We start from the raw sequence: 25,065 nt of genomic DNA on the forward strand, positions 1-25,065 counted from the left end.
AACATATTGTTGGTTAAGTGGGACATCGTCGTAAAAGCACTTTGAACTCTGGTTCGTTATGAGTTCTGGCTAGCTATGAGTGCTTTTTCGATGACGGATACTATTACGCCACGTTAAGGGAGCATCGAAGGCGCGGGTTTCCGCTTTGCGATGGTTGTCTAACGCACTTTCTAATAATTCGCTAATGGCGTCGGCTATTTCACTAAGTGGCTGTGAAAAGGTGGTTAATTGGTAACCGTACCAGCCAGCTTGTTCGATGTTATCGAAGCCCAGTATGCACAAGTCCTCAGGGATCCGCAGTCCGAATTCGTGACGGGCAACGTCCATAAACCCACAGGCGATCAAATCCGTGACACAAAATACAGCGTCTATTGGGGTCTCCCTAGACAACAATTGTCTGGCAGACTTAGCTCCCGTTTCATAACTGGTGGGGCCATCACGTCGTAATTCGCAAGCTTGTCCTGAGTCTTTTGTCGCTTGAATAAAGACGTTCTCTCGTTTAACCAAACTGGGCGATTGTATTGTCGATGAGACGACGGCAAAGTTTTGACAGCCTGCCTCAGACATTAATTGATGGGCTTTGATAATGCTAGATTGAACATTAACCGTAATATGATCTGGGCCTTCGAATTGCCCCTCACGATTGACCAATATAACGTGCTGTCCTGCCTGTAGGCAGGTTTCGATTAATGAGGCAGGTGGGGTGCCTGATAGAACAATGGTCGCGGAGGCTCGATAATTTAGGGTTTGTCGAATGGCGGCCTCGGAGCTTTCTTGGTCACCGAAACTGTTAATCACCATGACCGCCCGACCCACCTCTTGTAGGCGTTTTGTTATCGCATTCAATAAGCTAGCCTGATAGGGCGCTTTTAAGTCCGCTCCTAAAATACAGACAGGACGGCTGCGTTCATGGGATAGGCCCCTGGCTAAATGATTGACATGATAGTTCAACTCTTTCGCTGCTTTTAACACCCGCTCCCGAGTTGCCGCAGACACGCTGGCCCCCGGAGTGAAGGTGCGAGAGACCGCAGAGCGGGATACGCCCGCTAACTTGGCGACTTGTGTCGCATTGGCAATATTCTTCACAGACATACAAGTTAACCGTTATTATGTTTGATTATACTGTTTAGGTTATTCGCCATCGGCATCAAAATCGACCTCTCTGAGTAACTTTTCCATCTTGACAGCACGCTCAGCTAAGTGAATGAGTTCTGGTTTAGGTGTCTCATACCACTCATCTGGGTGGAGTTCTCGCTTATCACGGATGTGTTCGATAGCCGCCTCTAGGGTTGGGTAGCGTTCCGGCATTTCTAAATGCAAAAACAAGGCGACAACTGTGACGGAGCGACTCCGGCCGCCACGACAGTTAACCAAAATATTGCCTTTTTCTCGGACCTTGTAGGAGGGTTTAACCGGCAGTTCTTGTTGTAAAGACGAGCGCATTAAGTAATACGCCGCTAACATCAGGGTGTCTGGATTACCCGGTCCATCAATTAAGCCGACTTTATAGTAACGCACCTGACTGGAGCCATATTGATGCAAATGCGCTGGAATGTTGTCTTCTGTATAGTGCACCATGTTGATGTCTAGATTGACGGCACAGTTAAGCACGACTTTAATATTATGTTTTTCGAGTAATAGGGGATCAGCTACCCCCGTTGAACCACCAATATAGACATCAATCCCCCAGCCTGGGATATTGCTTTCAATTAAGCTAATCGGTGGGCGTGGGTAGCGAGGTGCTTGAGGCTTTTGTTTTCTATCTGATGTATTGTCTGGTGTTGTCATACTTAATCTCTAGCTGTTTTTTTGAGTCGCTCTAACGGTAACTTAAAGCGCTGCTGTATTGTTTAGTTCGATATGGCTCGCTTTGGCAATATCGTTGGCCAGTGCACCGGTAACCGCAATAATGGGGCCACCCTTAGCAATCTCTTCATGGTTTTCTGGGAATTTGCCAATTCGTCCACCTGCTTCTTCCACCATGAGCAGTCCCGCCAAGCAGTCCCAAGCTGCCATATGTTGTTCTACGTATCCGTCCGTTCGACCTTCGGCAACCCAAGCAAGGGCGAGGGCGCCAGAAGCACCACGGCGAATATTGACCCCCGCTTGAAGTAGGGAATTGGTTATTTCGAGAAACGTTTGTGTTGAAATACGATTAGACCAGCCTAGTTCGATGGTAGCGCTTGTCATACTTTGCATGCTTGAGACTCGCAAAGGTTGATCATTTTTGGTGACATAGCGACCGCGCCGAGCGAGATAAAGTTCATTGCTGGCGGGGTTATAGATGGCACCTAGGTGGGTAACACCTCGATGAACGAATGCAATAGATACGCAAAAGTGCTCAATACCTCGGGCAAAATTGGCGGTGCCGTCAATGGGGTCGACGACCCATAATGATGGCGTATCAATAGAGCCTCCCGTTTCTTCTCCCAACAGTCCGTCGTGTGGGAATTGGCAGAACAGGGCATCACGAATGTACTCTTCTACTAAGGCGTCCGCTTCCGTTAAAAAGTCTTGTTGGCCTTTTAGGGTGAAATCTCCTTGTCGGCGGCTTCTAAAGTGTTGTAGAGCCAAATTACCTGCTTTTTGGATGATGCTTTTTAACGCGGATTCCCGTGTTGTTATATCGTCTACCATTTAGTTTTCGTCCTTAATTACGTCTAGAATCAAGAGAGTGAGGAGGGAGGTTCCCCACTCTCATCAAATGGTTATTTGCGGTAGTTCAAACTCCAAAGGTCTTGCCAATCCTGGCGACTTTGCCAGTCCGAATTGGCACTAGAAGCCTCATACCCCATGATTTGATTACGTACCTTACCAACGCCGGATGGTTCGTTTTTGGGTAAGCGAACGGTTTGGTTGGTCGACATTTTGCCATCGATACTTTGTGGTGCGATGCCTTGCGCTGTCATTACATAATGGATAAACAGCTTGGCGGCATTTGGGCTATGAGACCCTTTGACAATCAGTCCTAAGGTTGGATAACTCCAGCCACTAAAAGGAACCATGTTTTTACATAAGCCAAGTTTCATTCCATCTTTGTTTTTACGAAACTTAGCGGTACTGATTAAGCCCACAAAACTGTTGGTGACATCTGGTGCACCAATGGCCGCAGCGGCAGCGGTGTCGGAGCTGGTTAATAGGGGGCCATTTTCTGCTAGCGCTTTAACAAACGCGGCTGTCGCACTGCTCTCGTCGGTTTTTAATGGCTTACCAAATTCTGCCTGGTAGGCAGCAGCTACGGCCTTGTCATGATGGGTCGCCATTTGGTTAAACCAGTCGGTATAAGCGGGTTTGCCTAATGGATCTTGCATAGCGACTTTACCGTGCCACTTAGGTTCGGTTAATTGCCATATGTTAGTGATTGGGCAGGTTTTATACAGTTTAGTATTGTACGCCCAGACGTTGGGAGCAAGAACCACGGTTAGAGGATGTTGATAGTTAGCAGGAATGTGCTTTGCCAGATCGGGTGGTACCCAGCTTTCTACATAGCCTTTAGAGAGTAGCTGTTCGATGCCCGCCGGTGCATCCTCTAATAATATGACGCCAGTTTTGACGTTATGAGCTCTGGCTTCACGGGAGACGATTTCCAAAATCTGTGGCGCCTTCGCTTTGACCCCAGTGGCATGAAGACCATACTTTTTGTCAAACGCTTTGGCTTGTTTAACAATCTTCCCTGTTGAGGCATACACGATTAGAGGGGGCTCTTGTTTGGCTGCTTTGACCAAGGCTTGTAAGTCAAATGAATCAGCAGCAAATGCGGATAAAGAAGATACTGATAATAGGCAGCCAGCTACGGCAGTTATTGCGTTTTTTGTTGATAATTTCATGGTCATCTCCTAGGTCTAAGGTTGAAGGTCTATACCCTGTGATTCACTGGCTGAGTAAGTGGATGATTGGGTTCAAACGTATGGTTTGATCCGAATTGATTAGGCTGCTTTAGCCGTTTTAGCGATTCGTCTTGGGGCGTGTCTATTATCAGTCGTTGATGGTGTTGATCAAAAAAGTGTAGGGCTTGAGCCGGCAAAAAAGCGTTGACTTGTTCCTGCACGCGCCAGTATGGGCGCTGCTGTGTTGAGTGGAACAGACGACTGCTCCCGTAACTTAGCTCAATCACCCAGCTACCACCTGTTGGCATAATATTTTCTATGGTCATTGGCAGAGTGTGGCTATGTGGTACGTCACTTAAGACTATCTCTTCTGGGCGAATGCAGCAGGTGTCTGCATGTGCGCACTCAGGTAGGCGTGCTAGGATATGATCCGCCACTTTGTCGAGGGAATTGGTTGCTTTGCTAAGCTCGATCATATTGATTTTTGGGTTTCCGATAAATTCGGCAACAAAGCGATTTTGCGGTGTTGCATAGATTTCATCGGGTGTACCAATTTGCTGTAGTGTGCCTTTGTTCATCACGGCGATGGTATTGGCTAAGGTCATGGCTTCCCATTGGTCGTGACTGACGAACACAATGGTGGTACCAAATGTCTCATGAATACGGCGCAATTCGGCTCGCATTTCTAAACGCAGCGTGGCGTCTAAATTAGAAAGAGGCTCATCTAATAGCAAGATACCTGGGTTCACCGCTAACATACGTGCTAATGCGACGCGTTGTTGTTGGCCCCCAGAAAGCTGTGACGGGTAACGATTTGCATATTCCGCGATACGCAGTTTTTCCATAACATCTTGGCAGCGAGCATGGCGTTCTTCTGCTGGTATCTTCTGTATACGCAGGCCAAAGTCCACATTACGTTCTACGGTCATATGAGGCCAAAGTGCATAGTTTTGGAACACTAAGCCAATCTGGCGCTGCTCAGGGGGAGTAAAGTGCGACTTGTTGACGGAGTCAACGACTGAGCCTCCTAGTACGATTTCCCCTGAGCTGGCATGCTCAATGCCTGCGATCATGCGTAAAATTGTGGTTTTACCGCAACCAGAAGGGCCAAGTAAGCACATAAACTCGCCGTCAGCGATGGTGATAGTGACGTCATTAACCGCTGGTGTTGTATTTTTTCCATAGGTTTTTGTTAGGTTTTTCAGTTCTATAGTCGGCATATTAGCTCTCCAGACCTTGGGCCAAGTGGGTACCAGAGATCCGTTGGATCAATAGGGTGCCAAACCAAGCAATCAAGGCGATCATAAAGACGACGGCGTTGGCTGCTTGGTCATAGTTGTAATCGAGTAAACGAAGGGAATAGGTGGTAAGAACATCGGTCGAGGGAACCGCTAGAATAATAAACAGACTGACGCCTTTAATACCGGATATGAAAGGCAAAAGAATACCGGTTGCTAACGGCCCTGCTTGAATGGGAACGATGATTTTACGCATGCGAGTGAACCAGCTCGCTCCGGCGATACGAGCGGCTTCTTCAGGCTCTTTACCGAGTTGTGTCATTGCCGCGATTCCAGAGCGACTGGCAAAGGGCATTTTTTCTGCAATAAGTGCGATGATAAGTAATATAGGGGTGCCGTAAAGGGCAGGAATAGGGCCGCGAGCGACAGCAAACAGTGACAGAAAGGCGGCCGCAAAAGCAATCCCCGGAACCAAATAGGGCATAAAGGTAATATGGCGTAAAAAACCGCTGACGCCACGGAATGAACAGCGTGTTACCGCATAACCCACCAGCAAGCCTAAAATGCCAGAACATAGAGAAGCAATACCTACAATGAAGATGGTATTCCAAGTGGCTTGCCAAAATTCTGGGGTGAACAAAATACCATTGCGCAGGGCGACGGTCGTTAAATGGTGTCCTATCCAATAATCAAAGGTGAAATTGCTTAGGGTGAAGCGGCCAGGCAGAGTCATGATGGTTGATAAAAATAAGGTGATCAGTGGGATCACCATGGCAATGAGCATAAACGCCATGGGAATACTGGCCGCAATTACGCGGAATTTGCCAAGGGAGGTTTGGCGATCCATATTGCCTTTACCGCCCACGGTCACAAAACGGCGTGCCTCACGCATCATGTGCATGTCGATGAGCAAGGTGATAACACCAATGATCATAATGACGGCGGCTAGAACCGCCGCAACGCCGTTTTGTCGAGAGTCAAGGGAGCGATACAAGCCCGTTGACAGCGTGTCGTAATTGACGGGTAATCCTAGGATGTATGGCACAGCAAATTCGCCAATGCAGTCGGCAAAAATCAGCAAAGCGGCGGACATAAGGGCTGGACGTACTAAGGGTAAAATGATGGAGAAGGCAATAGTGCGACGAGGGGCACCTAAAATACGGGCACAGTCTTCCATTTGTACATCTAAACGAGTTAGCGCATTGCCAACAATTAAAATGACCAGAGGGGTATAGTGTAAAATTAAAATAACGACAATTGGGAAAAAGCCATAAGCGAGCCAGTTTGGGGTATGAAATCCCAATGCTTCGAGCCATCCAGGCTGCCCGCCGATCGTGCGGTTTTTAAAGATGGTTGTCCAAGCCATGGCAAATGTCCAAGACGGGAGCATGAAAGGGACAATCAAGGCGCTGGCAAACCACCTACGGCCTGCCATATTGGTTCGATTGATCAACCAAGCCAGTGTCACTCCCAAGGTTAAAGAACATGCTACAGTACCAAGAGCGATCGCGAGGGTGTTGTACAGAGGAGTCCAAAGAATAATTTGCGACATACGTGACATAAAAGCACGAGTCAGATAGTAGAGAGTGAACGCACCTTCGTCTTGATGAGTTCGTCCCGCATCGCCTGAGTGAACAAAAATGGCATCAAGTAATATGGAGATAACAGGCGCTAGAATCAAATAGGCAAAGCAAACCGCTAATATAAAAGCGATGACGTTAGCTGGCTCATGCCTGCTGACTGCGATGGAGTGACGTACTCTTAGCCACCAATCTGGCTTTAAATGGTGAGGTGTTTCAACCGACAACGGCATGGTGTTTTTCCTTATTGCTTATCCACGGCAATCACCATAGAGAGGTTATGTTACAAAGTGGTGACGTTTTTGCGCCTATGTGCAAAATGTTGAAACTGACACGTCATATATATGACTTTATGGAGGATAAAGTATTAAAAATCATAAGGTTAAAGAGAGTTTTTGTCTTTTGTGAACTTTTTGTTATATTTTTTGAGTGCTGATGAGCGTGATTCTGATAAAGGGAAAGGATAGATGGAGAAAATTAGAAATTTTGTTCAATTGACACCGCTTATTGCGACAGGAGGACAGCCAAAGGCCGAACAATTTTTGAGTATCGCAGAAAATGGCTATGACTATGTTATTAACCTTGGGATGCTTGATCATCCAGACGCGGTCTTAGAAGAGGATCAGTTAGTCAGCGAATTAGGGATGAGTTATATCCATGTTCCCGTAAAATTTGATGCGCCCTCTAAAAAACAAGTGGCACTTTTTTGCCGATTACTTTCTTTGTTAAAGACTCAAAAGGTGTTTGTTCATTGCATTATGAACTATCGTGTTTCGGCGTTTATGTACCACTATTTTTCTAAGGTTGAAAAATGCTCCGAACACGCTTCTAAATCCATTATGTTTGAGCGTTGGGATATTAATCCGGTGTGGCAAGAGATGTTGAAATGGTCAGCCGAGGACCTAGGATTGGGGGACTAAAAAGGTGTTATAAAGGCCTCTTCTATCTCTAACATCATAATAAAGAAGAGGTCTTATATTATCGTTTTTTTGGTCTACTATTAAATGGAAGGTAGAGCTAAAAAGTGTTTGCGCTAAAACGTAAGTAACTTTGGCTCAGCTGGATGCTCGTGCTATAGAGTTGACATGAGAGTCGATGTTTACCGCTAATAGTATACTACCTCATTCACTTCGGCCAAGAGAGGTTAGAAGAGCCGTCCATCGTTCTACGGTGCTTTTTTAAGAGGTGTTTATTGAATTCAAAACGCAGGCAGAAACAAAAAACTAGAGTGTGATATTGATGGTATGGGGTTGGGGGCTCTATTGTTAGAAACTTGATGGATATGATGGGCAAAATTAGTATTGAGAGTGCTGCGGATGTAGGAAGTCGATTTTGAATATATTTACTATTAAAAGTTCGGATTGCCGAAGACATTGCGATGCAAGATAATCCACGTCAATCTATCTTTGTATTGATTGTCGAAGGTGATCCATTAGAGGCTGAGCATCTTCAGAAAATGACTCGTGCATTGGGGTGGCAATCAAGCCTTGTCAATGATGGCTCAGAACTCGTTCAAGAGTGTATTAAACATCATGATAATAGCTCGTGCTCACCGGATGCCTTGCTGGTTAGCAGCCATATGCCTTCTATGGATGGCCTAAGTGTGATTCGTTCGTTGGCTCGTCATATTGGTCGAGAACATCTGCCAGCAGTGCTGATGATTTCTGCTTACGATAGTGACACTATAATCGAACAAGACACAGAGCGTTTGGTGGACCGTGTTTTGCGTAGGCCATTAAATGCATACGTGTTATTTAACGCGGTTAACGATGTTGTGACAAATCGGACGGGGGATTTCAATCGAGTATTACAAGCTACCTCAACCGAAGTCATCAAGGCCAAATGGTTACCCAATACCCATCTACTTGTTGTCGATGATAGCGCGACGAATCTAGCGGTGGTCAGCTATATCTTGAAGCATAACGGTGCGAAGCTACAGACGGCGAATGGTGGTGAGGAAGCGTTAACTATTCTGGAAGACCCAAACAATGATTTTGATGCCGTTTTAATGGATGTGCAAATGCCAGGGATTGATGGCTTGGAGGCAACGCGCCTTATTCGTAAGCGCTTGCACTTAACGACTTTGCCTATTATTGCCCTGACTGCAGGGACGTTGGGAGAAGAAAAAGATCAGGCATTAGAAGCCGGGATGAGTGACTTTTTGACAAAACCCATTGATCCATCAACGCTTATTACTCTATTACGATTGTATATTAAGGTCTATCGAGGCAAGGATATTCCGATAGAATCGCTACATTTGTCTATTTCTGAACCGCCTAGTCCAGACGCCCAACAGACAACTTCGGAGCAGGATCGTTGGCCAGCTATTGTAGAGCTCAATATAGATAAAGCGAAAAATATGTTGCTTGGAGACAAGTCATTATTTTTGGAGACTTTAGAGAATCTGTTAATTGAATATACTAATTTAAGTATGCCTCCTCAAATCGATATTGATGATGCAGGACACGCAGACTTGCGCCTTCAAATAGCCTCTCAAGTGCATAAGTTAAGAAGTGTTTCTGGTATGGTTGGGGCGGAGAGGGTGCAGCAATTAGCATCCGAAGCTGAGGAAATAGTACGTACTGAAAGTCAGTCAGCAAAAAAAGTGTTGATGAATCTTTCTCTAGCATTACAAGCCTTGCAGAATGCTAGCAAAGAGGCATTAGATTTATGGAAAGAAGAAAAGCATGTCGCCTCAACATCCGCTGTCGACGTGATGGCTCCATCGCTTAAATTGGAAACGGTAGAATCTATTTTGATACTGTTAGCAGAACAAGACTTAAGTGCTTTGGATGAAGTGGATGAGCACAGTGCGTCACTTCGTGAGGCTTTAGGGAATGAGAGGTTCCAACAATTTCAACGAAGTTTAGCTAGGCTTGACTATAAACAGGCCATAGCTTTTCTGGAGCCACTCATAAAAAGGCTTGGGGATACGTAGCAATATGAAGAAATTAGTAGAGAGCCAACGTTCTGATATTCTGATTATTGATGATGATAGGACGGTAGTCATAGCGTTAAACAAAGCGCTAAAAGATCTTGGGCGAGTTCGTTTTGCATTGAACTCTAAGCAAGCATTTGTAATGATAGAAGAGCGACTTCCCGATTTGATTTTATTGGACGTAGAGTTACCCGATATGCGAGGTTTAGAAGTATGCTCGACTCTAAAAAATAGACCGGATACCAAAAGCATCCCCGTGCTTTTTATTACCAGTAATACCGAAGTGGGTTTTGAAGAGAAAGTGTTCGATGTTGGGGGCGCGGATTATATAGCGAAGCCACTTAATCCTCGTGTTGTTGCCGCACGAGCCAAAACGCATGTTGCCTATCATCGAGCGATTGAGTTGCTAGAAAAGCTGGCCCATACCGATGCCATGACAGGTCTTGCGAATAGACGTACGTTTGACGAGCAATTAGCTATAGAATTTAAGCGATGCTATCGTGAGCAAGAGCCGCTTACGGTGGCAATCATTGATATTGATGAATTCAAAAAATACAACGATCATTTTGGTCATATCGCGGGTGATGAGTGTATCAAAAGTATCGCTTCAGCTTTAATTCGCAGTGCTAGACGGCCAGTCGATCTTGTGGCTAGGTATGGTGGCGAGGAGTTTGCGCTTCTTTTCCCAAACACACATGCTGAAGGCGTAGGGATGCATCTTGATAATCTACTCCACACGATAGAGCAGTTGAATTTAACGCATGCTCCCAGCGCTACCCATGATGTTGTTACCATATCGATTGGCTACAGCACTCTCACTTGTAAGCAAGCTGCTAGACTGGACGACTGGGATGTTGTTCAAGCGGCAGACAAAGCTCTTTATGAATCAAAGGAAAAGGGTCGAAATCGCGTTAGTTTTGCGAAAGTCGATGCGCCGTCTAGCCTTACTTGATTTTGTGTTTTTATTTAGCTTTATCTTAAAGTTTCGCGATCATGACCCCACGGTAATGGCAGTGGATTTGCGTTTTATCAACCTCTATTCCTGGTGTTTTATAAAGTACGTCTAGTTGGGTGGTGTTTTTTGGTAATGGCACGCTTAGAGGGTGGTCTTCACGATAAAAGACAAGCCAAAGGTGTGTCGATAAATCCGCTGGGGTAAGGATGGCCGATAAAAAATCTCGCTCTTTCTGAGCCCAGTCGTCGTTAGTCATGGGTTGGCTGTGCTCATTCAGCCACTCTATTTGGTCTGAGGGTTGGTGTTGGTATAGGGGGTCATCTTCTAAATAAATTTCTGCCAGAATAGGGTAGGCTTTTCGTATCGCCATTAAGCTTGTAATGGCTTCCTGTAATGCGGTTCTAGGGGCACTTTCTTCCCACTTAAGCCATGTTATGTCGTTGTCTTGACAATAGGCGTTGTTGTTTCCTTGTTGCGTGTGAGATAGCTCATCACCACCCAGAATATGGGGGGTTCCCTGACTAAGAAGCAAGGTTGCGATAAAGCAAAGTTGTTGATTTAAGCGACGTTGCAAGATCTCGGCGTTGTCTGTTTCACCTTCGACACCAAAGTTTTGGCTAATATTGTCGCCGTGGCCATCTCGGTTGTTTTCCATGTTTGCCATATTATGGCGGCGATGGTAAGAGACCAAATCATGCAGTGTGTAGCCATCATGGTAGGTGATGTAGTTGACAGAATGCAACGCACTTTTTTGACCCTTATGGAAAATGTCTCTTGACCCCATCAAGCGTGTGGCCAATTGAGAAGTTAAACCTTCATCACCACGCCAAAAACGTCGTATCGCATCACGGTATTGGTCGTTACACTCTAAGAAACCTCTAGGAAATTGCCCTAGTTGATAACCGTTTGGACCAATATCCCAAGGCTCCATAACTAAACAGGCTTCACTTAGTACTGGGTCTTGTAAGATGGCTTGTAATAACGGCGCTTTAGCTGAAAAATCATCGTCTGTTCTACCCAAATCCACACCTAAATCAAAGCGGAATCCATCGATACCCATGACCGTTATCCAATAGCGCATGCTGTCGCAAATAAGACGAATACTGCTTGGGTTATAGGTATCCAGGCAGTTTCCACAGCCAGTATAATTAAGATATTGACCTTCTTTGTGGCGATAATATTGGGCATTATCCAAGCCGCGGAAGCAGACGCTTGCTTGATCCATCTCGCTTTCGGCTGTGTGGTTGTACACCACGTCGAGAATAACCTCAAAACCAGCTTCACGAAGCCCATCTATCATGGTTTGAAACTCGCTGATGGCATCTTTTTGAGCATAAGAGGGTTCTGGGACAAAAAAGCTGATGGGGTTATAGCCCCAGTAGTTGCTGAGTCTGAGGTGTTGTAAGTGTCTTTCTGTGGCAAAGCTGAAGCAAGGCATTAACTGAATGGTGGTAATGCCAAGGGACTTTAAGTGTTTAATACCAGGTTTGGAAATGACTCCAAGATAGGTACCTTTAAGCGTCTCATCAATGGGTAAGTTCTGACTGAACCCTTTGACATGCAGCTCGTATAAGGCGCGTTGGGCATGTGGCACATGGACTCGTTTAGGGCGAATCGATGAGGCGCTAACACGTCTAACAATGGATTTGGGCACACAATAGGCGGAGTCTACAAGATGTTGTTCCCCGTCTTTTGTGATAGCGGCTTGATCCTCATGCCATTCGAGTTTACCGGATAATGCTTTCGCATAAGGGTCGATAAGCAGCTTGTTTTCGTTAAATAGTCGCTGTGAACTGGGGTTAAAAGGACCTTGTGCACGAAATCCATAGTGTTGGCCTTCTGTTAAGCCAAACACTTCCATATGCCATATACCACGACGCTTAGCAATAAAAGGCAAGCGTTCTAGTTCGTTCCCTTTGTCGTCAAAGAGGCACAAAAAAATGGTGCTGGCCTCTTCAGAGGCGACGGCGAAATTAACACCATTTTCGGTGATTTGAGCCCCGAGGGGAAAAGGATGGCCAAGATTAACCGTGTAAGTATCGCTCATGAAAGGTTCCTTTTTATTCACCTAGCCACTTTAAAAAGACACCGCTGAGAGGCGGCACTTTGATTTCAATGCTATTGGCTTTGTCGTGGCTGGCGATAGCCTCAGTTTGATAGATGTGATTTTTTTGGCAGCCTTGGCTTAATAGGTAATCACTTCCCGAGTAGCGTCCATCATCGGAGTTGAAGATCACTTGATAGCGGCCCGGCTCTGGTACACCGATACGATAGTTTGCTTGAGGCACAGGTGTAAAGTTGGTGATAGCGATACCATGGGCGGTATACTCTTTGGCTTTTCGAACAAAGACTAAGATACTGTTAGCACTATCATCATAACTGATCCATTCAAAACCATGGCCTGAGTGATCTAGATGCAGGGCTTGTTCATTTTTATATAAATGGTTTAAATCTTGCGTTAAACGGTGTTGCCCTTGGTGGTAATCAATGTCCAGCAAATGCCAATCAAGAGAACGTTGGTGACTCCATTCCTGACCTTGAGCAAATTCGTTGCCCATAAAGTTGAGTTTTTTGCCTGGGTGAAAATACATGTAAGCGGAAAAAACGCGTAAGTTCGCGAATTTTTGCCATGGATCACCGGGCATTTTTTCGATCATGGACCCTTTGCCGTGGACAACTTCATCGTGTGATATAGGCAAGACAAACTGTTCGTCGAACGCATAGACCATGCTAAAGGTGAGTTCACCTTGATGGTATTTGCGATGTACAGGGTCTTTTTTAATGTACTCTAATGAGTCGTTCATCCAGCCCATGTTCCATTTAAAGCCAAAACCCAGGCCATCCATATAGGTGGGTTTCGACACACCAGGGAAGGCGGTTGACTCCTCTGCCACGGTAAAACAACGAGGATGATTTAAATAGACGGTTTCGTTCAGTCGACGTAAAAAAGCAATGGCTTCGTAATTGTGGTTGCCGCCATCCTGATTAGGAATCCATTCTCCCTCTTCCCGTGAATAATCAAGATAAAGCATCGAGGCGACGGCATCCACACGTAGGCCATCTATATGGAACTCTTCAAGCCAAAAAACCGCGTTACTGATGAGGTAGTTGACGACATGATCCTTGCCAAAGTCGTAAATCAATGAGTTCCATTCCGGATGCCAGCCCTTTTTTGGGTCGGGGTATTCATATTGTTTGCTACCATCAAAGTTGGCCAAACCATGGCTGTCTGCTGGGAAGTGAGCGGGTACCCAATCCATGATGACACCAATGTTTGCCTGATGGAGTGCATCGACTAGCTCTTTGAACTCTTCTGGTGTGCCATAGCGGGAGGTTACAGCGTATAAACCAACGGGTTGATAGCCCCAAGAGCCGTCAAATGGGTATTCACTGATAGGCAGTAATTCCACGTGGGTATAGCCCATTTCTTGTAGGTAAGGAACTAATTCGGTTTTCAATTCCAAGTAGGTGAGTGGCTGGTTATCTTCTTTGCGACGCCATGAGCCAAGGTGAAGTTCATAAATGCTCATGGGGGTTTCGTAAATATCGACAAGTGGACGCTGGGTCCATTGCTCATCTTGCCATTGATGTTTTTCATCAAAGCAGACTACGCTTGCAAAAGACGGGTATTGTTCAATACGCTGAGCAAAAGGGTCGCTGCGGTGTGGCAGGATATCGCCATTGTTCGCACGAATTTCAAATTTATAGCGGGCGCCATGATTGACGTCTGGAATGAACAGTCGCCAGATGCCATCACCATTGCTTGACATAGGATGAAGGCGTCCGTCCCAAGCATTAAAGTCACCAACCACTGAAACCGAACGCGCAGCTGGAGCATACACAGCAAACCGTGTGCCATTAATGGTTAATTGCTTGTTAATGTATGCACCGCGATGTATCGCCCCCTGACTTTTGTAGAGGTTAGCTTGATGATGCTCAGGGTCGTGAAAGGTGGCGTCGGAAAATTGGTAAGGGTCGACAATGGTATAGGTATTGTCGCCATAAGTGACGTTAATACGGTAGTAAAAAGGGGCTTTTGCTTTAGGAAAAGATAACTCAAATAACCCATCTTTATGAAGACAGTCCATTTTTCCTAAAACGGTATCATCCGTCAGTGATATCACCGTGATAGCGGTTGCAGTAGGACGCCATACAGTCAGAGTAAAACCACTGGAAGTCTTTGATTTTTGTAAGCCTAAACAGCCAAATGGGTCGGCACAACGTGCGTTCAATATATCGTTAATTAGAACATTTTTAAGCGGATCCATTCACTTCTCCAAAGAAGGGTTAGTGTATTTATAATATTAATTTAGTGTTTCTTTTCCGTTACTTGTTGGCGTTGTCGACTGTGTAATTTGCTGACCGCCCAACGCAGATATTGGTTCACTTTATTTGGTGTTAACTGGGCAAATTCATCTAAGGCGGCTTCAGTCAAATTTTCTTCAGGGTGATCTACTTGGTGTTGTTTCACATGATCTACCGCTGCACGGGAAACCAAAACGGGCAGATTAATCTCTTGATCGAAATGGCAGTTTTTATGTTGCTGACAAAATTGAATAAAAGCGTATAAGCCTTCAAAAATTAGGCTTTTATACCAAACGGGATGAATGTCAGAGGTAAGACTTTCTATCAAAATTGCAAAGGTATCTTCCCCCGGTGTCATGGAGCTTAATGTTTGTTTGCAGTGTAAGGTGGTGTTACTTTGCATATCACCAAACACAATGGCATCCACATGGCTTAGGCTTTCCCATAGCTGTTTGAGCATGGATTCCGGTAGTTTTGTGATGATACCTTGTTCTATACGCCAGTCGAACCAGTCCATATCTTTCATTTTACTGTTGTCGCTGTCTACTTTGTGATGATAGCGAACATGGTTCACCACGTGGTTAAAATCCTCATGTTTTTGTTGTAACACTTGTTTGAAGGTGTCGTAAAGCAAACTAGGTGAAAGTTTTGATAAGGTTTCGAATACGGGGGCGTTTTCATCAGGGTTTATATGCCTAGCACAGAGTAAGGCCAAACTATGAATACGAATGGTTCGTACTCCAGAAAAAAACTCAGGATGAACTTTTATCAAAGTGCCTGCAATGGCTATCAACTCATGACAAATGACTAAAGATAGGGACGATGATGAGGTTGATTTTAACAGCTCCATAATTTCATCTTGGTGTAATGGTAAGGTGATGTCAGTTTCGTTTTCCAGCGCATCCCCGACGACTAATAGGCGCTGACGAACCGTAATGTCGGCGATATATGTAGCAAGATCTGTTGTGGGCTTCAGCATCAAAGAGAACAGTTGTCTAGAAGCTTGCCAGTTTTCTGTGAGAAGTGCTTGAGTGTAGACGGAGTCCAATACTTTATAGGCGGTGACGGCGGGTGTTGACCCAGGGATAGTATTCATTAGCGCTCGTCGTGTGCCTAGTTCTATTAAGGAGTCAATGGCTTCCGATAAGCTTGGTTTTTGGTGTAAGCGAGCCAGTAATGTGTCTGTGTCGATCTCATGAATTTTTTGCGTATCGTAATGTGTATTGCTCTTCGCTAATGGCCAAGGTTTTTCGTGCAATGGTAACGTTGCACCCAGTACCTGGGATTCTGGTGATACAATCGTGATGGTTCGACGGTTCCCTGATTTAAAAGCATTCTTGGCAGATTGAGCAATCACTCGAAATTCTTCCGTTTTACGTTCTTGCAGTTGACGGATAAACTCAAATAAATCATCGCAGCCAGGCATTTCGCTTAAGGCTTCATCGATCAAAATAGTAAACACGGCATTGGCAGGATAATACCAATGATCTTTAATAATATTTAATTCATTACTAATATGCGCTTTAAACAGTATGGGGTCGACTTTGCGATAGTCTTTGTCTTCATTCTGAATCCAAGATAAACACAAGTAGCTTTCATCGTTAATACTAAAAGGTTGGGACGTGGCTAAGCTGTTTAATGCTCTATTAGGGCGCCCACTGAGCCCTAATGCCGGAGAGGCGCCTAAGTGACGATAGGTTTCGACAAGCTGGACAGCACTAATGGCCTTAAAAGGAGCAATTTCATCGATGGTTTGACAGAGGCAGCCCGCCTTTAACAGCTTTTCTTTTACTGCATTGTTTTGCGCGAGAATCACCATGGAGGTGGTGACCACGTTAGGTCGATGCTGAATACGATGCAATCCTAGAGGGTCGAGATCATCCGTTCGAATCAGCTCATCATCGAGCATTTTACCCACTAAATATAAGCTTTGTGCCCAGACGAGAGGCAGGTTGTCATTCGCAAGGCGCTTTTGCGAACCGGGTTTTTCTTTTTCTGCCAAGATGCTCTCTTTCGGGACATAGTAGAGTTCGGGGAGTAGCATCTCACCGTCTTTTTCTATCATCAGTGTTTCGAGTTTATGGCGATAGAAATTTGCGCTTTCCCAGTCGCGGGCAAAAAGTCGGTCAATGTACAAATAAGTGAAAAAGAGTGGCCATTCAGATTCAATATGTTCAAAGTTAATCAACTCATTGTATTCGTAGTAGATTCGGCTTTGATCTTCTAGAACCGATTGATGTCCATCTAATAAGAAGCGTTTACATCCATATTCACCACCTAGCTTGCTAAGGATTTCATCACGAGTTTTTTGGGTAAGTTTTTCGTCATTCACTGCAAAGGCAGGAAAACTGATGATGCTTAACAGCGCGCTGTCCACCTCTTTTGAGCGTGACTCTTTTGGCAGGAGAGATTGTAACACGGAACCTGCTCTGGCCACGGCGTCTGCAAAGGAATGGATGACTGCCCATTCAGGCCCGTCATTACCAAATAAATTTAAGCCATCTAAGGCCTCCATTGCGGCTTTGGCCATGCCGACGGAACTGGCGTTGATTTCCGCTTTGCCGTTATTTACTTTATTACCTCGCTCCCAAATACCGTAATCAGGGGTGCGATAGGTGCGAGAAATATAATAGACGAGGTTCTGAATGAAATTGGCTTCATCGTGGGTGAAGATGAGTTTGCTACCCGCTTTGGTCATTTGAGCCAATGTCAATAAGTAGAAGCTGGTGGCATCAATTTGCAAGTGGCCCCAAGCATCGTCTGCGACCGCTTCGAGCCCTGTTTTGGTGTCGTATTTTGCATGCAGTGCATCTTTGGGGTCGAGGCTGTGTTTAAAGGCTTCAACTTTATGGGATTGGCGCATCATGGCATACAGCAAGCCACGCATCATTTTGATGCAGGAATACTCTAACTCATGAGCACGTTTATCTGGATTAGATGCACGTTTGTAGGCGAGGTGAAGAGCCCAGACAGCTTGAATGCTATAAACGTTATCTCGCACCCAGGCATCGGTGTAGTTGCCGTGGTTATTAATGCTGGTGCTAGCGGGAAAAAGTCCAGTAACAGGGTGTTGCCGAGAGAGGATCACAGCCTGGATGTGTTTGTATAGAGAGTTTAGCTTTTTTTGGGTATCAAACGCCATATTCCTTCCCTCAGAACGTAAAACATGAAATCAGTTGTCTGGATGCTGGATTCGTTTACTTATATATAAATGTACTACCGTAAGCATATGGTGAGTTGCTACTAAGATAAAGCAGTAAAGCGAACTTCTTATCGATTCAAGTTAGTGAAGCTATCATCATAGGCGCTTTTTTTGGTAGTGCATAACGGCTTAGAGTATAGATAAAAAATAATCAGCAAAAAGGATGCCGTCGTGAGCTCATTAGCAGAGCAGAAGCCAAAATACACGAACGCAAGCAGGGCAATAGAAGGGAACCTGATAGTAAACAGGTATAGATTTAGGTAGCGCCCGCTTTTTATAAAAACGGGCGGTCTGATGAGTAAGTAGGATAAATTAAAGACGGTGAAATTGGCGTCTCTTCAGCCTTCTTTATGTGCTGAATTGGTTCACAAGAATGCGTAATTGAGAGGCGCACTGGGTTAATTGCTCAACTGACTCATGGATCTCATTAGAATTGACTGTGGTGGTACCACATACATTAGCAATATTGTCCAAGGCTTCGCTGACAGTTTGCGACGAGGCATGTTGTCGACTGGTCGCTTGGGTAATTTGCGTGTTGAGTTTAGAAATGGATAAGACGCTACTGGCGATTTCCTTAAAGGTTTTTCCTGCTTCAGAAGTTTGTTCAGCTCCTTGGTTTGCCGTGTTTTGTGCATTTTCCATGACTTCCACGGTAGTAAGGGTTTGTTGAGTTAGTTCATTGATCAAACCGCCAATATCCGTAGCCGCCATTTGTGAGCGTTGAGCTAACTGGCGAACTTCATCTGCAACTACGGCAAAGCCTCGGCCTTGTTCACCTGCACGGGCTGCTTCAATGGCCGCATTCAGCGCTAACAAATTGGTTTGATCGGCAACTTCGGAAATAATACCGAGTCGCTCATTGATATTGGTAACATCTTCTCGGAGCTGGTGGATTTTTTTCGTTGCATCGCCTACTTCACGAGAAAGACGCTGAATGTCTTGATTCGCATTGTTCATGACACTTAAGCCTTGCTGCGAATGCTGCCCTAACTCTGTGGCGGTTCGGCTCGCGCGCTCGGCAATGTCTTGTGTTTCATCGACTGACGCTATCATGTCCTGCATAAGTTGTGTGGCTTGTTCTGTGTCTCTTAGCTGCATGGACACACCGTTAACGGTTTTTTCGGTAGATTGGTTTGTATGGCCAACAATGTTGTCTAAAGTTTCGCTGGAGTGACTGACATTACGGACGATCGACTGGAAATCACTCATCATACTGTTGAAAGCGTCTGCCATTTCTCCCATTTCATCCGAACCATCAAACTCAACACGGCGAGTCAAATTGCCGGACTTTTTCACCGATGTCATAGTATTGCATAAGGTGCTGATGCGGGTTGTGACTATGTGAATAATGAACAAAGCAGAACCGCCAATGACGATGGTTAACACCCCCACCAGAATGGCATAGTTAATTAAAGTGTCTAAAAATAGGTTAATTACCTCGTCCATAGAAGAGGTAGTGACCAAGGTTAATTGCCAAGGTGAAAATGTTGTGCTGCTGGCTATCATGCTGTGCTGTTGGCCATTTTTATCTTGATATTGAAAACGCCAAGCTTGATTTTCAGTATGGGTATTTATTCCGGTAAGGAGTGAGTCTGGCGGTGTTTGGCCACCTGAATTCAGGCTTGGGGCGTTTAGTAACTCTTGGTCATTACCCAATAACCATATTTTTTGATCGCTGCCGTAGTGAATAAGTGAAAGGGCTTGAATCGCCTGTTGTTTGGCTTGAACAGCCGTCAGTTGACCCTGTTTTTGTTTTTCGTAAAGAGGAGCAATGATAGAGTGAGCAATACTAAGTACATCTCGAGTTTGATTTTCTCGGTCTTTCACTTCGCTGTGAAACAGTGTAGTCAATGACACTAGGATTAATGCCGCAGTCCCTAATGACATTAAGCCAATAATTGCCCAGAGTTTATAGCGTATTTTTATGTTATTAATTTTTTTCAGCATGCATTACTCCCGATGTAATCCCTGGCGCATTCTACTGTGCTAATGATAAGAACTCGAACTTACACTTTGATGTATATCATAATATTCACAAATAAAGTATGTGTGGTGCAGTCTTTATAGCGGCTTTTAGGAATAAAAATTGAGCTATTTAATTGTTTTTGGTACAGCATTTTTGTCCGCTACTATTTTGCCCTTGGGTTCAGAAGCTTTTTTGCTTTACTATGCTAATGAAGCTGTATCGTCCGTTGTATGGCTATGGTTTTTCGCTAGTGTAGGTAATACCCTAGGAGCGTTGACTAATTGGTATCTCGGTCGTTTTATCTCTCGTTTTGAGACAAAAAAATGGTTTCCAGTGAGTGCAACATCACGCCAGCGTGCTGAGCGTGTGTTTAATAAATATGGCTACTGGAGTTTATTATTTACTTGGCTTCCTGTCATTGGTGATGGAATTTCATTAATTGCAGGTGTATTTCATACGCAAATAAGGTATTTTTTACCTTTCGTTTTTGTTGGGAAGGCGGCAAGATATGGGTTCATACTGTGGGGGCAGAGCTGGTTCTTAAACGGTTAGAGAGCAATAATGTTCTTGATTATGCTTTCTCATGGTTAGTTTTGCCTTATTTGGTGTACATGGAGGAATTTTAATGGGTGTCACACAAAAACTGCTGGTTGTTGCAGCGGCGTTATCATTAAGTGCTTGTTCAATGTTTGAAGGTAAAAATACCTTTATGACGTATCAGGACTTGCAGACAAAAGTAAGAGAACACGATGCCGAGATAAAAGCGGTACAAGATCAGCTTGCGCAACTTAAACAGACTGACAGTGCGAATAAACCAATGGCTGCCAATAGTGCATCACAGTCTAATAATGCAACCTCTCAATCTAATAGTGATGGTTTAGGATTGTCTGAGAGTGAAACGCAAGCGGCGCCCAGTGTCGCGCCTCAGGTAACCCCTGTTGCGAACAACCAAAATCAGCAAATGGCACCTGCTCAGTCTTCTCCTGCACAAAGCTCTGCACAAACCGCTTCCTCCCAGTCGTCTTCAATGCAAGCCGCGCCCATGTCGTCTTCTGAGCCTAAAGCCTTAACGCCGAATTACAATAATACGCCTTCTGTTGCCAAAACTACGAGCAAAGCATCGAGCGGCCATAATCAATATGGTGTTCAGCTCGCGGCTTATACAAGTCGTCAAGAAGCGGTGAATGGATGGAAGAGATTGAGTAAAAATAATTCAGATGTCTTTGTGAACCTTACTCCACATATTAATCAAGCTGTTGTTAATGGACGCACCATGTACCAGTTAAAAGTCGGTCCGTTTTTAGATCGTGCTTACAGTGTTGGTTTCTGTAATATGCTCAAACAAAAAGGCAAGGATTGCATCGTCAAAAAATTTGATGGTGAGCCATTGTAATTCTATGGTGTGACTTGCTTCTTGATATAATGATGCTAGGTTCATCTATTTAAGCGCCTCTTGCCTCTTATAAAGGTAAGAGGCGTTTTTATTGGGTAAGATCGACTTTAATTGGCGTGGTGTAGAATGTCGATTTTGGGCGTAAAGAGTATTTTTTTGCTGCTGATACCGTTGTTTGATGAATAGTCGGTATAAGCATAGCTAATGATTCATACACAAATATTGTGAATTTCAACTATATGTTTTTGCTAGAATCCCCGTCACACAACAAACACAGAGCCATGCCAGTTCTTCAGGCAGGGTACTTGGTTTGATGGAGCGATATACAAGAGACCTTTTTTCATAATTATCCTTGCGCTTTCTTTAGCTTCAAAACTAACCAATCAGTTAAATTCTGATGAAGCCTCTATATTAGGTAGGTATAATGCCCTGCCATCGCACCATGTAAACTGACGATAGATTTTAGGAGTAGATTGATGGCAACACCTTCCCAACATGATTTGCGAAATGACTTTCGTGCATTATTAGCAACAAAAAAATGTTACTACACTGCTTCGACCTTTGATCCTATGTCAGCGCGTATTGCAGCAGACCTTGGTTTTGAAGTCGGTATATTGGGTGGTTCCGTTGCGTCTCTTCAAGTGCTTGCTGCTCCCGATTTTGCATTGATTACATTAAGTGAGTTTACAGAGCAAGCGACACGCATTGGCCGTGTTGCCCGCCTGCCGATTATTGCGGATGCGGACCATGGCTATGGTAATGCCTTGAATGTGATGCGTACCATTACTGAACTTGAGCGTGCTGGTGTTGCCGCTTTGACAATCGAAGACACTTTGCTACCAGCCAAATATGGACGTAAGTCGACGGATTTAATCCCTCAGGAAGAAGCGGTTGGTAAGATTCGTGCGGCGCTCGATGCCCGTATTGATCCTGCAATGTGCATTATTGCGCGCACCAATGCGGGGCAATTGACCGATGAGCAAACCATTGAGCGTGTGAAAGCTTATGAAGCAGAGGGCGTTGATGGCATTTGTATGGTGGGGATTCGTGACTTCGATCATTTAGAGAAAATCAGTCAGCATGTTTCTATTCCATTAATGTTAATTGCTTATGGCAACCCTGAATTAGAAGATCGTGAGCGTTTGGCAGAGCTGGGTGTTCGTATTGTGGTAAATGGGCATGCTGCCTATTTTGCCGCTATTAAAGCAACATATGATTGTCTGCGTGAACAGCGTGGTATAGCGGAAGGTAAGTTAAATGCCTCTGAATTGTCTACTCGTTATTCGACACTAGAAGAAAACCGAGTTTGGGCAAGCAAGTATATGGATGTTCAAGAATAATACCGCCAGTGTGCCACTTTTGTAGATGGGCTATCCGTATTGTTCATTGAATAACAATGAATTTGAATAAAAAGCGCCCTTGAGCGCTTTTTATTCTCTATCTAGCCTTATTCTCCCTCTCCTTAAATCTTAAAGCTTCCGACCTGTTCCTCCAACCCATTGTAGAGACTTGAAATTCGTGTTGATTGGCTGCTAATGAGCTGAGAGATCTCTTGAATGCTGTCGGTTTGTTCTTGGAGTGATGCTAAGTTTTGGTTAATTTCGTTGGCAACGGTGGATTGTTCTTGGGTAGCTTGAGCGGTTTGTGATGCCATATCCTGAACTTTGTTGAACGATTCCGTTAAGGCGTTGAAAACTTTGGTGACCTCATTAAAGTTGTCGGCGGTATGATTTGCATTGGACTGACTGTTTTGAATAGACAGAGACGATTTTTGTACGTTTTCACGAAGTTGAGTGATCATGGCTTCGATTTCGTTAGTACTGTCTTGTGTTCGGGTCGCAAGTGTTCGAACCTCATCAGCAACGACAGCAAACCCTCGTCCTTGCTCACCGGCGCGAGCGGCTTCGATAGCTGCGTTTAAGGCCAATAAGTTGGTTTGCTCTGCAATGCTGCGGATGACTTCCAAAACCGAAGCAATGGCTTCCGAGCTTTTTTCAAGTTCGTTGGAACGGGATAAGTCTTCGGCAATGTCTTTTACTAAATTGGACATGGCATTTTGAGAATCATTGACCGCTTTGAGGCCATTTTTCGTTAATTGGTTTGAGGTTTTCGCCTCTGCTGCTGTATTACTTGCGATCTCCTCCATCGATTGGTTAGACATATTCATTTCGTGACCTGCGCTGACAATGGACTCTGACGCCGCGACCAATGCATCGGTAATCCTCCCGGTTTTATCGGAGACGGTATTAAGTTCACTGGTCGTGTCCCCCAAGGCAAAGGATTCTTTTTGGATATGACTGATGATGGTGCGTAATTTCTCTAAGAAATTATCGAACTCATTAGACAGATCCCCCAGTTCATCTTTAGAAGATGAGTTGATACGCTGAGTTAAGTCGCCATCACCTTCTGAAATCTCTTTAATCCGCTGGGTGATGCTTTCAACGCTTTTTGTCAGCTTTAATGGAATGATGTAACCGACAACGAGAGCAATCGCGAAGGAGATCAGTAGAATGATCTTCGCAATGTTTTGGTATTCTTGAACTTTCTGCTCTACATCGACTTGTAGGTCGTGGGAGCGTTCTCTTACGGATTCGCCTGCTTTGTCTAACAAATCACGAATGGCAGAAAATTTTTCTTCCATTTGCTTGAATCCTTTTGGCTCTTTGTTGCTGCCTGCCGAGTAAGTATTGATTAAGTCTGTACTGTCAGCCAGCCACTGACTAAATTGCACATCAAAATTACCGAAAGGCTTTGTGAGATTTGGCTCGTTTTTAAGATAGGTGCGATAGGTGTTAAAGCGTTGAATGACCTGTTTTGCATTGTTTTGAAACTCAGCTTTATTTTCTTGAAATTCGCCAATGTGATTGATGATTTTTTGTTGGGCCAAGCGGGCCTGATAAAGATCTCGGTCAGCACTCAATACTTCTGTGATAGCTTCTAGGTAGCGTTCTAAGCTCTGAGCACTAAGGCTTTGCATATTTTCTGTGCTACTGGCGAAGTCATGAAGGCTTTCACCTGCTTTATCGAGCGTATTACGTAGCTTAAAAAACTGCTTATCTATCTCTACCACGGGGGATGGTGTGGCCGCTTGGCTGGTGCTAAGAAGTGATTGGCTTACATTTAGCCACTCTTTATAGAGGCGATCAAAATCTGCAAAAGGCTCTAGGACTGCTTTCGGTTCATCAGCTAAGTATTCCCGATATTTTTGAAATCGATCGAATACTTGCTGGGCATTTTCTGTAAAGGTGTCACGATTTTTTTGAGGGTTGCCCTGATTAAAAAAAAGTTGCTCTTGCGCTAAGCGTGCTTGGTAAATGTCTCGATCGGCATTTAACACCACCGACATGGCTTCAAAATAGTGACTGGTTTGCTTTTTTAAAATGCTGCTTTGATAACTGCTTATGATTGCGTTAAATGCAAATAAACCGGCGAGAATCAAAGATAGGGCAATAATGGGGAGCATCATTTTGATTCGAATTGATTGTGTTCGCATAACTTAATAATCCTTTATACAGCCAATTTTATCATTAACCATAGACTAAATATGGGAAACGGCCATAGAAAGACGGTAAGTTATCATCAGAAATTGTGTTGTGTTTGTTGCGAAAAGCTAAGGTTTAAGCACTGTGTATATGATAAGAAAAAGCTGTTTTTTTGCTGT

The 25,065-nt window shown here is 44.5% G+C and carries 17 protein-coding genes; 6 read left to right on the forward strand and 11 right to left on the reverse strand.

The genetic code is table 11. From position 1 onward, the window contains the following. Positions 1 to 69 precede the first annotated feature (69 nt). The 6 genes from MSP8886_RS10115 to MSP8886_RS10140 form a co-directional block, all read right to left on the reverse strand. Positions 70 to 1,092, reverse strand: coding sequence for a LacI family DNA-binding transcriptional regulator (locus tag MSP8886_RS10115; RefSeq protein ID WP_067015969.1), 1,023 nt, complete (start codon positions 1,090 to 1,092; stop codon positions 70 to 72). Positions 1,093 to 1,131: 39 nt separating this feature from the next. Then, a complete protein-coding gene (locus tag MSP8886_RS22455; RefSeq protein ID WP_067015972.1) occupies positions 1,132 to 1,788 on the reverse strand; it encodes a dual specificity protein phosphatase family protein in 657 nt (218 codons plus the stop codon). A gap of 42 nt (positions 1,789 to 1,830) precedes the next feature. Continuing rightward, positions 1,831 to 2,637: an inositol monophosphatase family protein gene (locus MSP8886_RS22460; RefSeq protein WP_067015975.1), complete on the reverse strand. Its 807-nt coding sequence runs from the start codon at positions 2,635 to 2,637 to the stop codon at positions 1,831 to 1,833. Positions 2,638 to 2,708: 71 nt separating this feature from the next. Beyond that, positions 2,709 to 3,827 carry an ABC transporter substrate-binding protein gene (locus MSP8886_RS10130; RefSeq protein WP_083200901.1) on the reverse strand — a complete coding sequence of 373 codons (1,119 nt, stop codon included), beginning with the start codon at positions 3,825 to 3,827 and terminating at the stop codon, positions 2,709 to 2,711. A 29-nt stretch (positions 3,828 to 3,856) separates the two neighbouring features. Beyond that, positions 3,857 to 5,047 (reverse strand): ABC transporter ATP-binding protein, encoded by a 1,191-nt coding sequence (locus MSP8886_RS10135; protein ID WP_083200902.1) that lies wholly within the window; start codon positions 5,045 to 5,047, stop codon positions 3,857 to 3,859. 1 nt (position 5,048) lies between these two features. Beyond that, complete coding sequence (locus MSP8886_RS10140) at positions 5,049 to 6,878, reverse strand: ABC transporter permease (RefSeq protein ID WP_067015980.1); 1,830 nt, start codon at positions 6,876 to 6,878, stop codon at positions 5,049 to 5,051. A gap of 234 nt (positions 6,879 to 7,112) precedes the next feature. Between MSP8886_RS10140 and MSP8886_RS10145 the strand changes: the two genes are divergently transcribed. The 3 genes from MSP8886_RS10145 (at position 7,113) to MSP8886_RS10155 (ending at position 10,535) form a co-directional block, all read left to right on the forward strand. Continuing rightward, positions 7,113 to 7,565, forward strand: a complete 453-nt coding sequence (locus tag MSP8886_RS10145) for a protein tyrosine phosphatase family protein (protein ID WP_067015983.1) — start codon at positions 7,113 to 7,115, stop codon at positions 7,563 to 7,565. 458 nt (positions 7,566 to 8,023) lie between these two features. Beyond that, the gene (locus tag MSP8886_RS10150) at positions 8,024 to 9,583 is read left to right on the forward strand and encodes a response regulator (RefSeq protein ID WP_067015986.1); all 1,560 of its coding nucleotides are present in this window, start codon (positions 8,024 to 8,026) and stop codon (positions 9,581 to 9,583) included. Between the two features lie 4 nt (positions 9,584 to 9,587). Further along, positions 9,588 to 10,535, forward strand: coding sequence for a GGDEF domain-containing response regulator (locus MSP8886_RS10155; protein ID WP_067015989.1), 948 nt, complete (start codon positions 9,588 to 9,590; stop codon positions 10,533 to 10,535). Between the two features lie 25 nt (positions 10,536 to 10,560). On the opposite strand, the gene glgX is transcribed toward MSP8886_RS10155, so the two are convergent. The 4 genes from glgX to MSP8886_RS10175 form a co-directional block, all read right to left on the reverse strand. Then, positions 10,561 to 12,585 carry a glycogen debranching protein GlgX gene (gene glgX / locus MSP8886_RS10160; RefSeq protein ID WP_067015992.1) on the reverse strand — a complete coding sequence of 675 codons (2,025 nt, stop codon included), beginning with the start codon at positions 12,583 to 12,585 and terminating at the stop codon, positions 10,561 to 10,563. 13 nt (positions 12,586 to 12,598) lie between these two features. Continuing rightward, complete coding sequence (gene glgB / locus MSP8886_RS10165; RefSeq protein WP_067015995.1) at positions 12,599 to 14,806, reverse strand: 1,4-alpha-glucan branching protein GlgB; 2,208 nt, start codon at positions 14,804 to 14,806, stop codon at positions 12,599 to 12,601. A gap of 41 nt (positions 14,807 to 14,847) precedes the next feature. After that, the gene (locus MSP8886_RS10170; RefSeq protein WP_067015997.1) at positions 14,848 to 17,985 is read right to left on the reverse strand and encodes a phosphorylase b kinase regulatory subunit alpha/beta; all 3,138 of its coding nucleotides are present in this window, start codon (positions 17,983 to 17,985) and stop codon (positions 14,848 to 14,850) included. A 408-nt stretch (positions 17,986 to 18,393) separates the two neighbouring features. Beyond that, positions 18,394 to 19,992, reverse strand: coding sequence for a methyl-accepting chemotaxis protein (locus MSP8886_RS10175; RefSeq protein WP_067016000.1), 1,599 nt, complete (start codon positions 19,990 to 19,992; stop codon positions 18,394 to 18,396). 139 nt (positions 19,993 to 20,131) lie between these two features. Here MSP8886_RS10175 and MSP8886_RS10180 point away from each other — a divergent pair, with 139 nt between their 5' ends. The 3 genes from MSP8886_RS10180 to MSP8886_RS10190 all read left to right on the forward strand — a co-directional run bounded on the left by MSP8886_RS10180 (position 20,132) and on the right by MSP8886_RS10190 (position 22,744). Continuing rightward, the gene (locus tag MSP8886_RS10180) at positions 20,132 to 20,563 is read left to right on the forward strand and encodes a YqaA family protein (protein ID WP_067016003.1); all 432 of its coding nucleotides are present in this window, start codon (positions 20,132 to 20,134) and stop codon (positions 20,561 to 20,563) included. A gap of 73 nt (positions 20,564 to 20,636) precedes the next feature. Then, positions 20,637 to 21,404 (forward strand): SPOR domain-containing protein, encoded by a 768-nt coding sequence (locus MSP8886_RS10185; RefSeq protein ID WP_067016006.1) that lies wholly within the window; start codon positions 20,637 to 20,639, stop codon positions 21,402 to 21,404. Between the two features lie 476 nt (positions 21,405 to 21,880). Then, positions 21,881 to 22,744, forward strand: coding sequence for an oxaloacetate decarboxylase (locus MSP8886_RS10190; protein WP_067016009.1), 864 nt, complete (start codon positions 21,881 to 21,883; stop codon positions 22,742 to 22,744). A gap of 122 nt (positions 22,745 to 22,866) precedes the next feature. Here MSP8886_RS10190 and MSP8886_RS10195 read toward each other — a convergent pair whose 3' ends face one another. Continuing rightward, on the reverse strand, positions 22,867 to 24,897 hold the full coding sequence (locus MSP8886_RS10195; RefSeq protein ID WP_083200904.1) for a methyl-accepting chemotaxis protein: 2,031 nt from the start codon (positions 24,895 to 24,897) through the stop codon (positions 22,867 to 22,869). Positions 24,898 to 25,065 lie beyond the last annotated feature (168 nt).

It is taken from the genome of Marinomonas spartinae (assembly GCF_900089775.1).
Lineage (GTDB): Bacteria > Pseudomonadota > Gammaproteobacteria > Pseudomonadales > Marinomonadaceae > Marinomonas > Marinomonas spartinae.

What these genes read in the sequence shown, in the direction of transcription:
- MSP8886_RS10155 (WP_067015989.1), top strand. Translation starts at nt 9,588, where the DNA reads ATGAAGAAATTAGTAGAGAGCCAACGTTCTGATATTCTGATTATTGAT.
- glgB (WP_067015995.1), bottom strand. Translation starts at nt 14,806, where the DNA reads ATGGATCCGCTTAAAAATGTTCTAATTAACGATATATTGAACGCACGT.
- MSP8886_RS10190 (WP_067016009.1), top strand. Translation starts at nt 21,881, where the DNA reads ATGGCAACACCTTCCCAACATGATTTGCGAAATGACTTTCGTGCATTA.
- MSP8886_RS10145 (WP_067015983.1), top strand. Translation starts at nt 7,113, where the DNA reads ATGGAGAAAATTAGAAATTTTGTTCAATTGACACCGCTTATTGCGACA.
- MSP8886_RS22460 (WP_067015975.1), bottom strand. Translation starts at nt 2,637, where the DNA reads ATGGTAGACGATATAACAACACGGGAATCCGCGTTAAAAAGCATCATC.
- MSP8886_RS10150 (WP_067015986.1), top strand. Translation starts at nt 8,024, where the DNA reads ATGCAAGATAATCCACGTCAATCTATCTTTGTATTGATTGTCGAAGGT.
- glgX (WP_067015992.1), bottom strand. Translation starts at nt 12,585, where the DNA reads ATGAGCGATACTTACACGGTTAATCTTGGCCATCCTTTTCCCCTCGGG.
- MSP8886_RS10140 (WP_067015980.1), bottom strand. Translation starts at nt 6,878, where the DNA reads ATGCCGTTGTCGGTTGAAACACCTCACCATTTAAAGCCAGATTGGTGG.
- MSP8886_RS10170 (WP_067015997.1), bottom strand. Translation starts at nt 17,985, where the DNA reads ATGGCGTTTGATACCCAAAAAAAGCTAAACTCTCTATACAAACACATC.
- MSP8886_RS10130 (WP_083200901.1), bottom strand. Translation starts at nt 3,827, where the DNA reads ATGAAATTATCAACAAAAAACGCAATAACTGCCGTAGCTGGCTGCCTA.
- MSP8886_RS10185 (WP_067016006.1), top strand. Translation starts at nt 20,637, where the DNA reads ATGGGTGTCACACAAAAACTGCTGGTTGTTGCAGCGGCGTTATCATTA.
- MSP8886_RS22455 (WP_067015972.1), bottom strand. Translation starts at nt 1,788, where the DNA reads ATGACAACACCAGACAATACATCAGATAGAAAACAAAAGCCTCAAGCA.
- MSP8886_RS10195 (WP_083200904.1), bottom strand. Translation starts at nt 24,897, where the DNA reads ATGCGAACACAATCAATTCGAATCAAAATGATGCTCCCCATTATTGCC.
- MSP8886_RS10135 (WP_083200902.1), bottom strand. Translation starts at nt 5,047, where the DNA reads ATGCCGACTATAGAACTGAAAAACCTAACAAAAACCTATGGAAAAAAT.
- MSP8886_RS10115 (WP_067015969.1), bottom strand. Translation starts at nt 1,092, where the DNA reads ATGTCTGTGAAGAATATTGCCAATGCGACACAAGTCGCCAAGTTAGCG.
- MSP8886_RS10175 (WP_067016000.1), bottom strand. Translation starts at nt 19,992, where the DNA reads ATGCTGAAAAAAATTAATAACATAAAAATACGCTATAAACTCTGGGCA.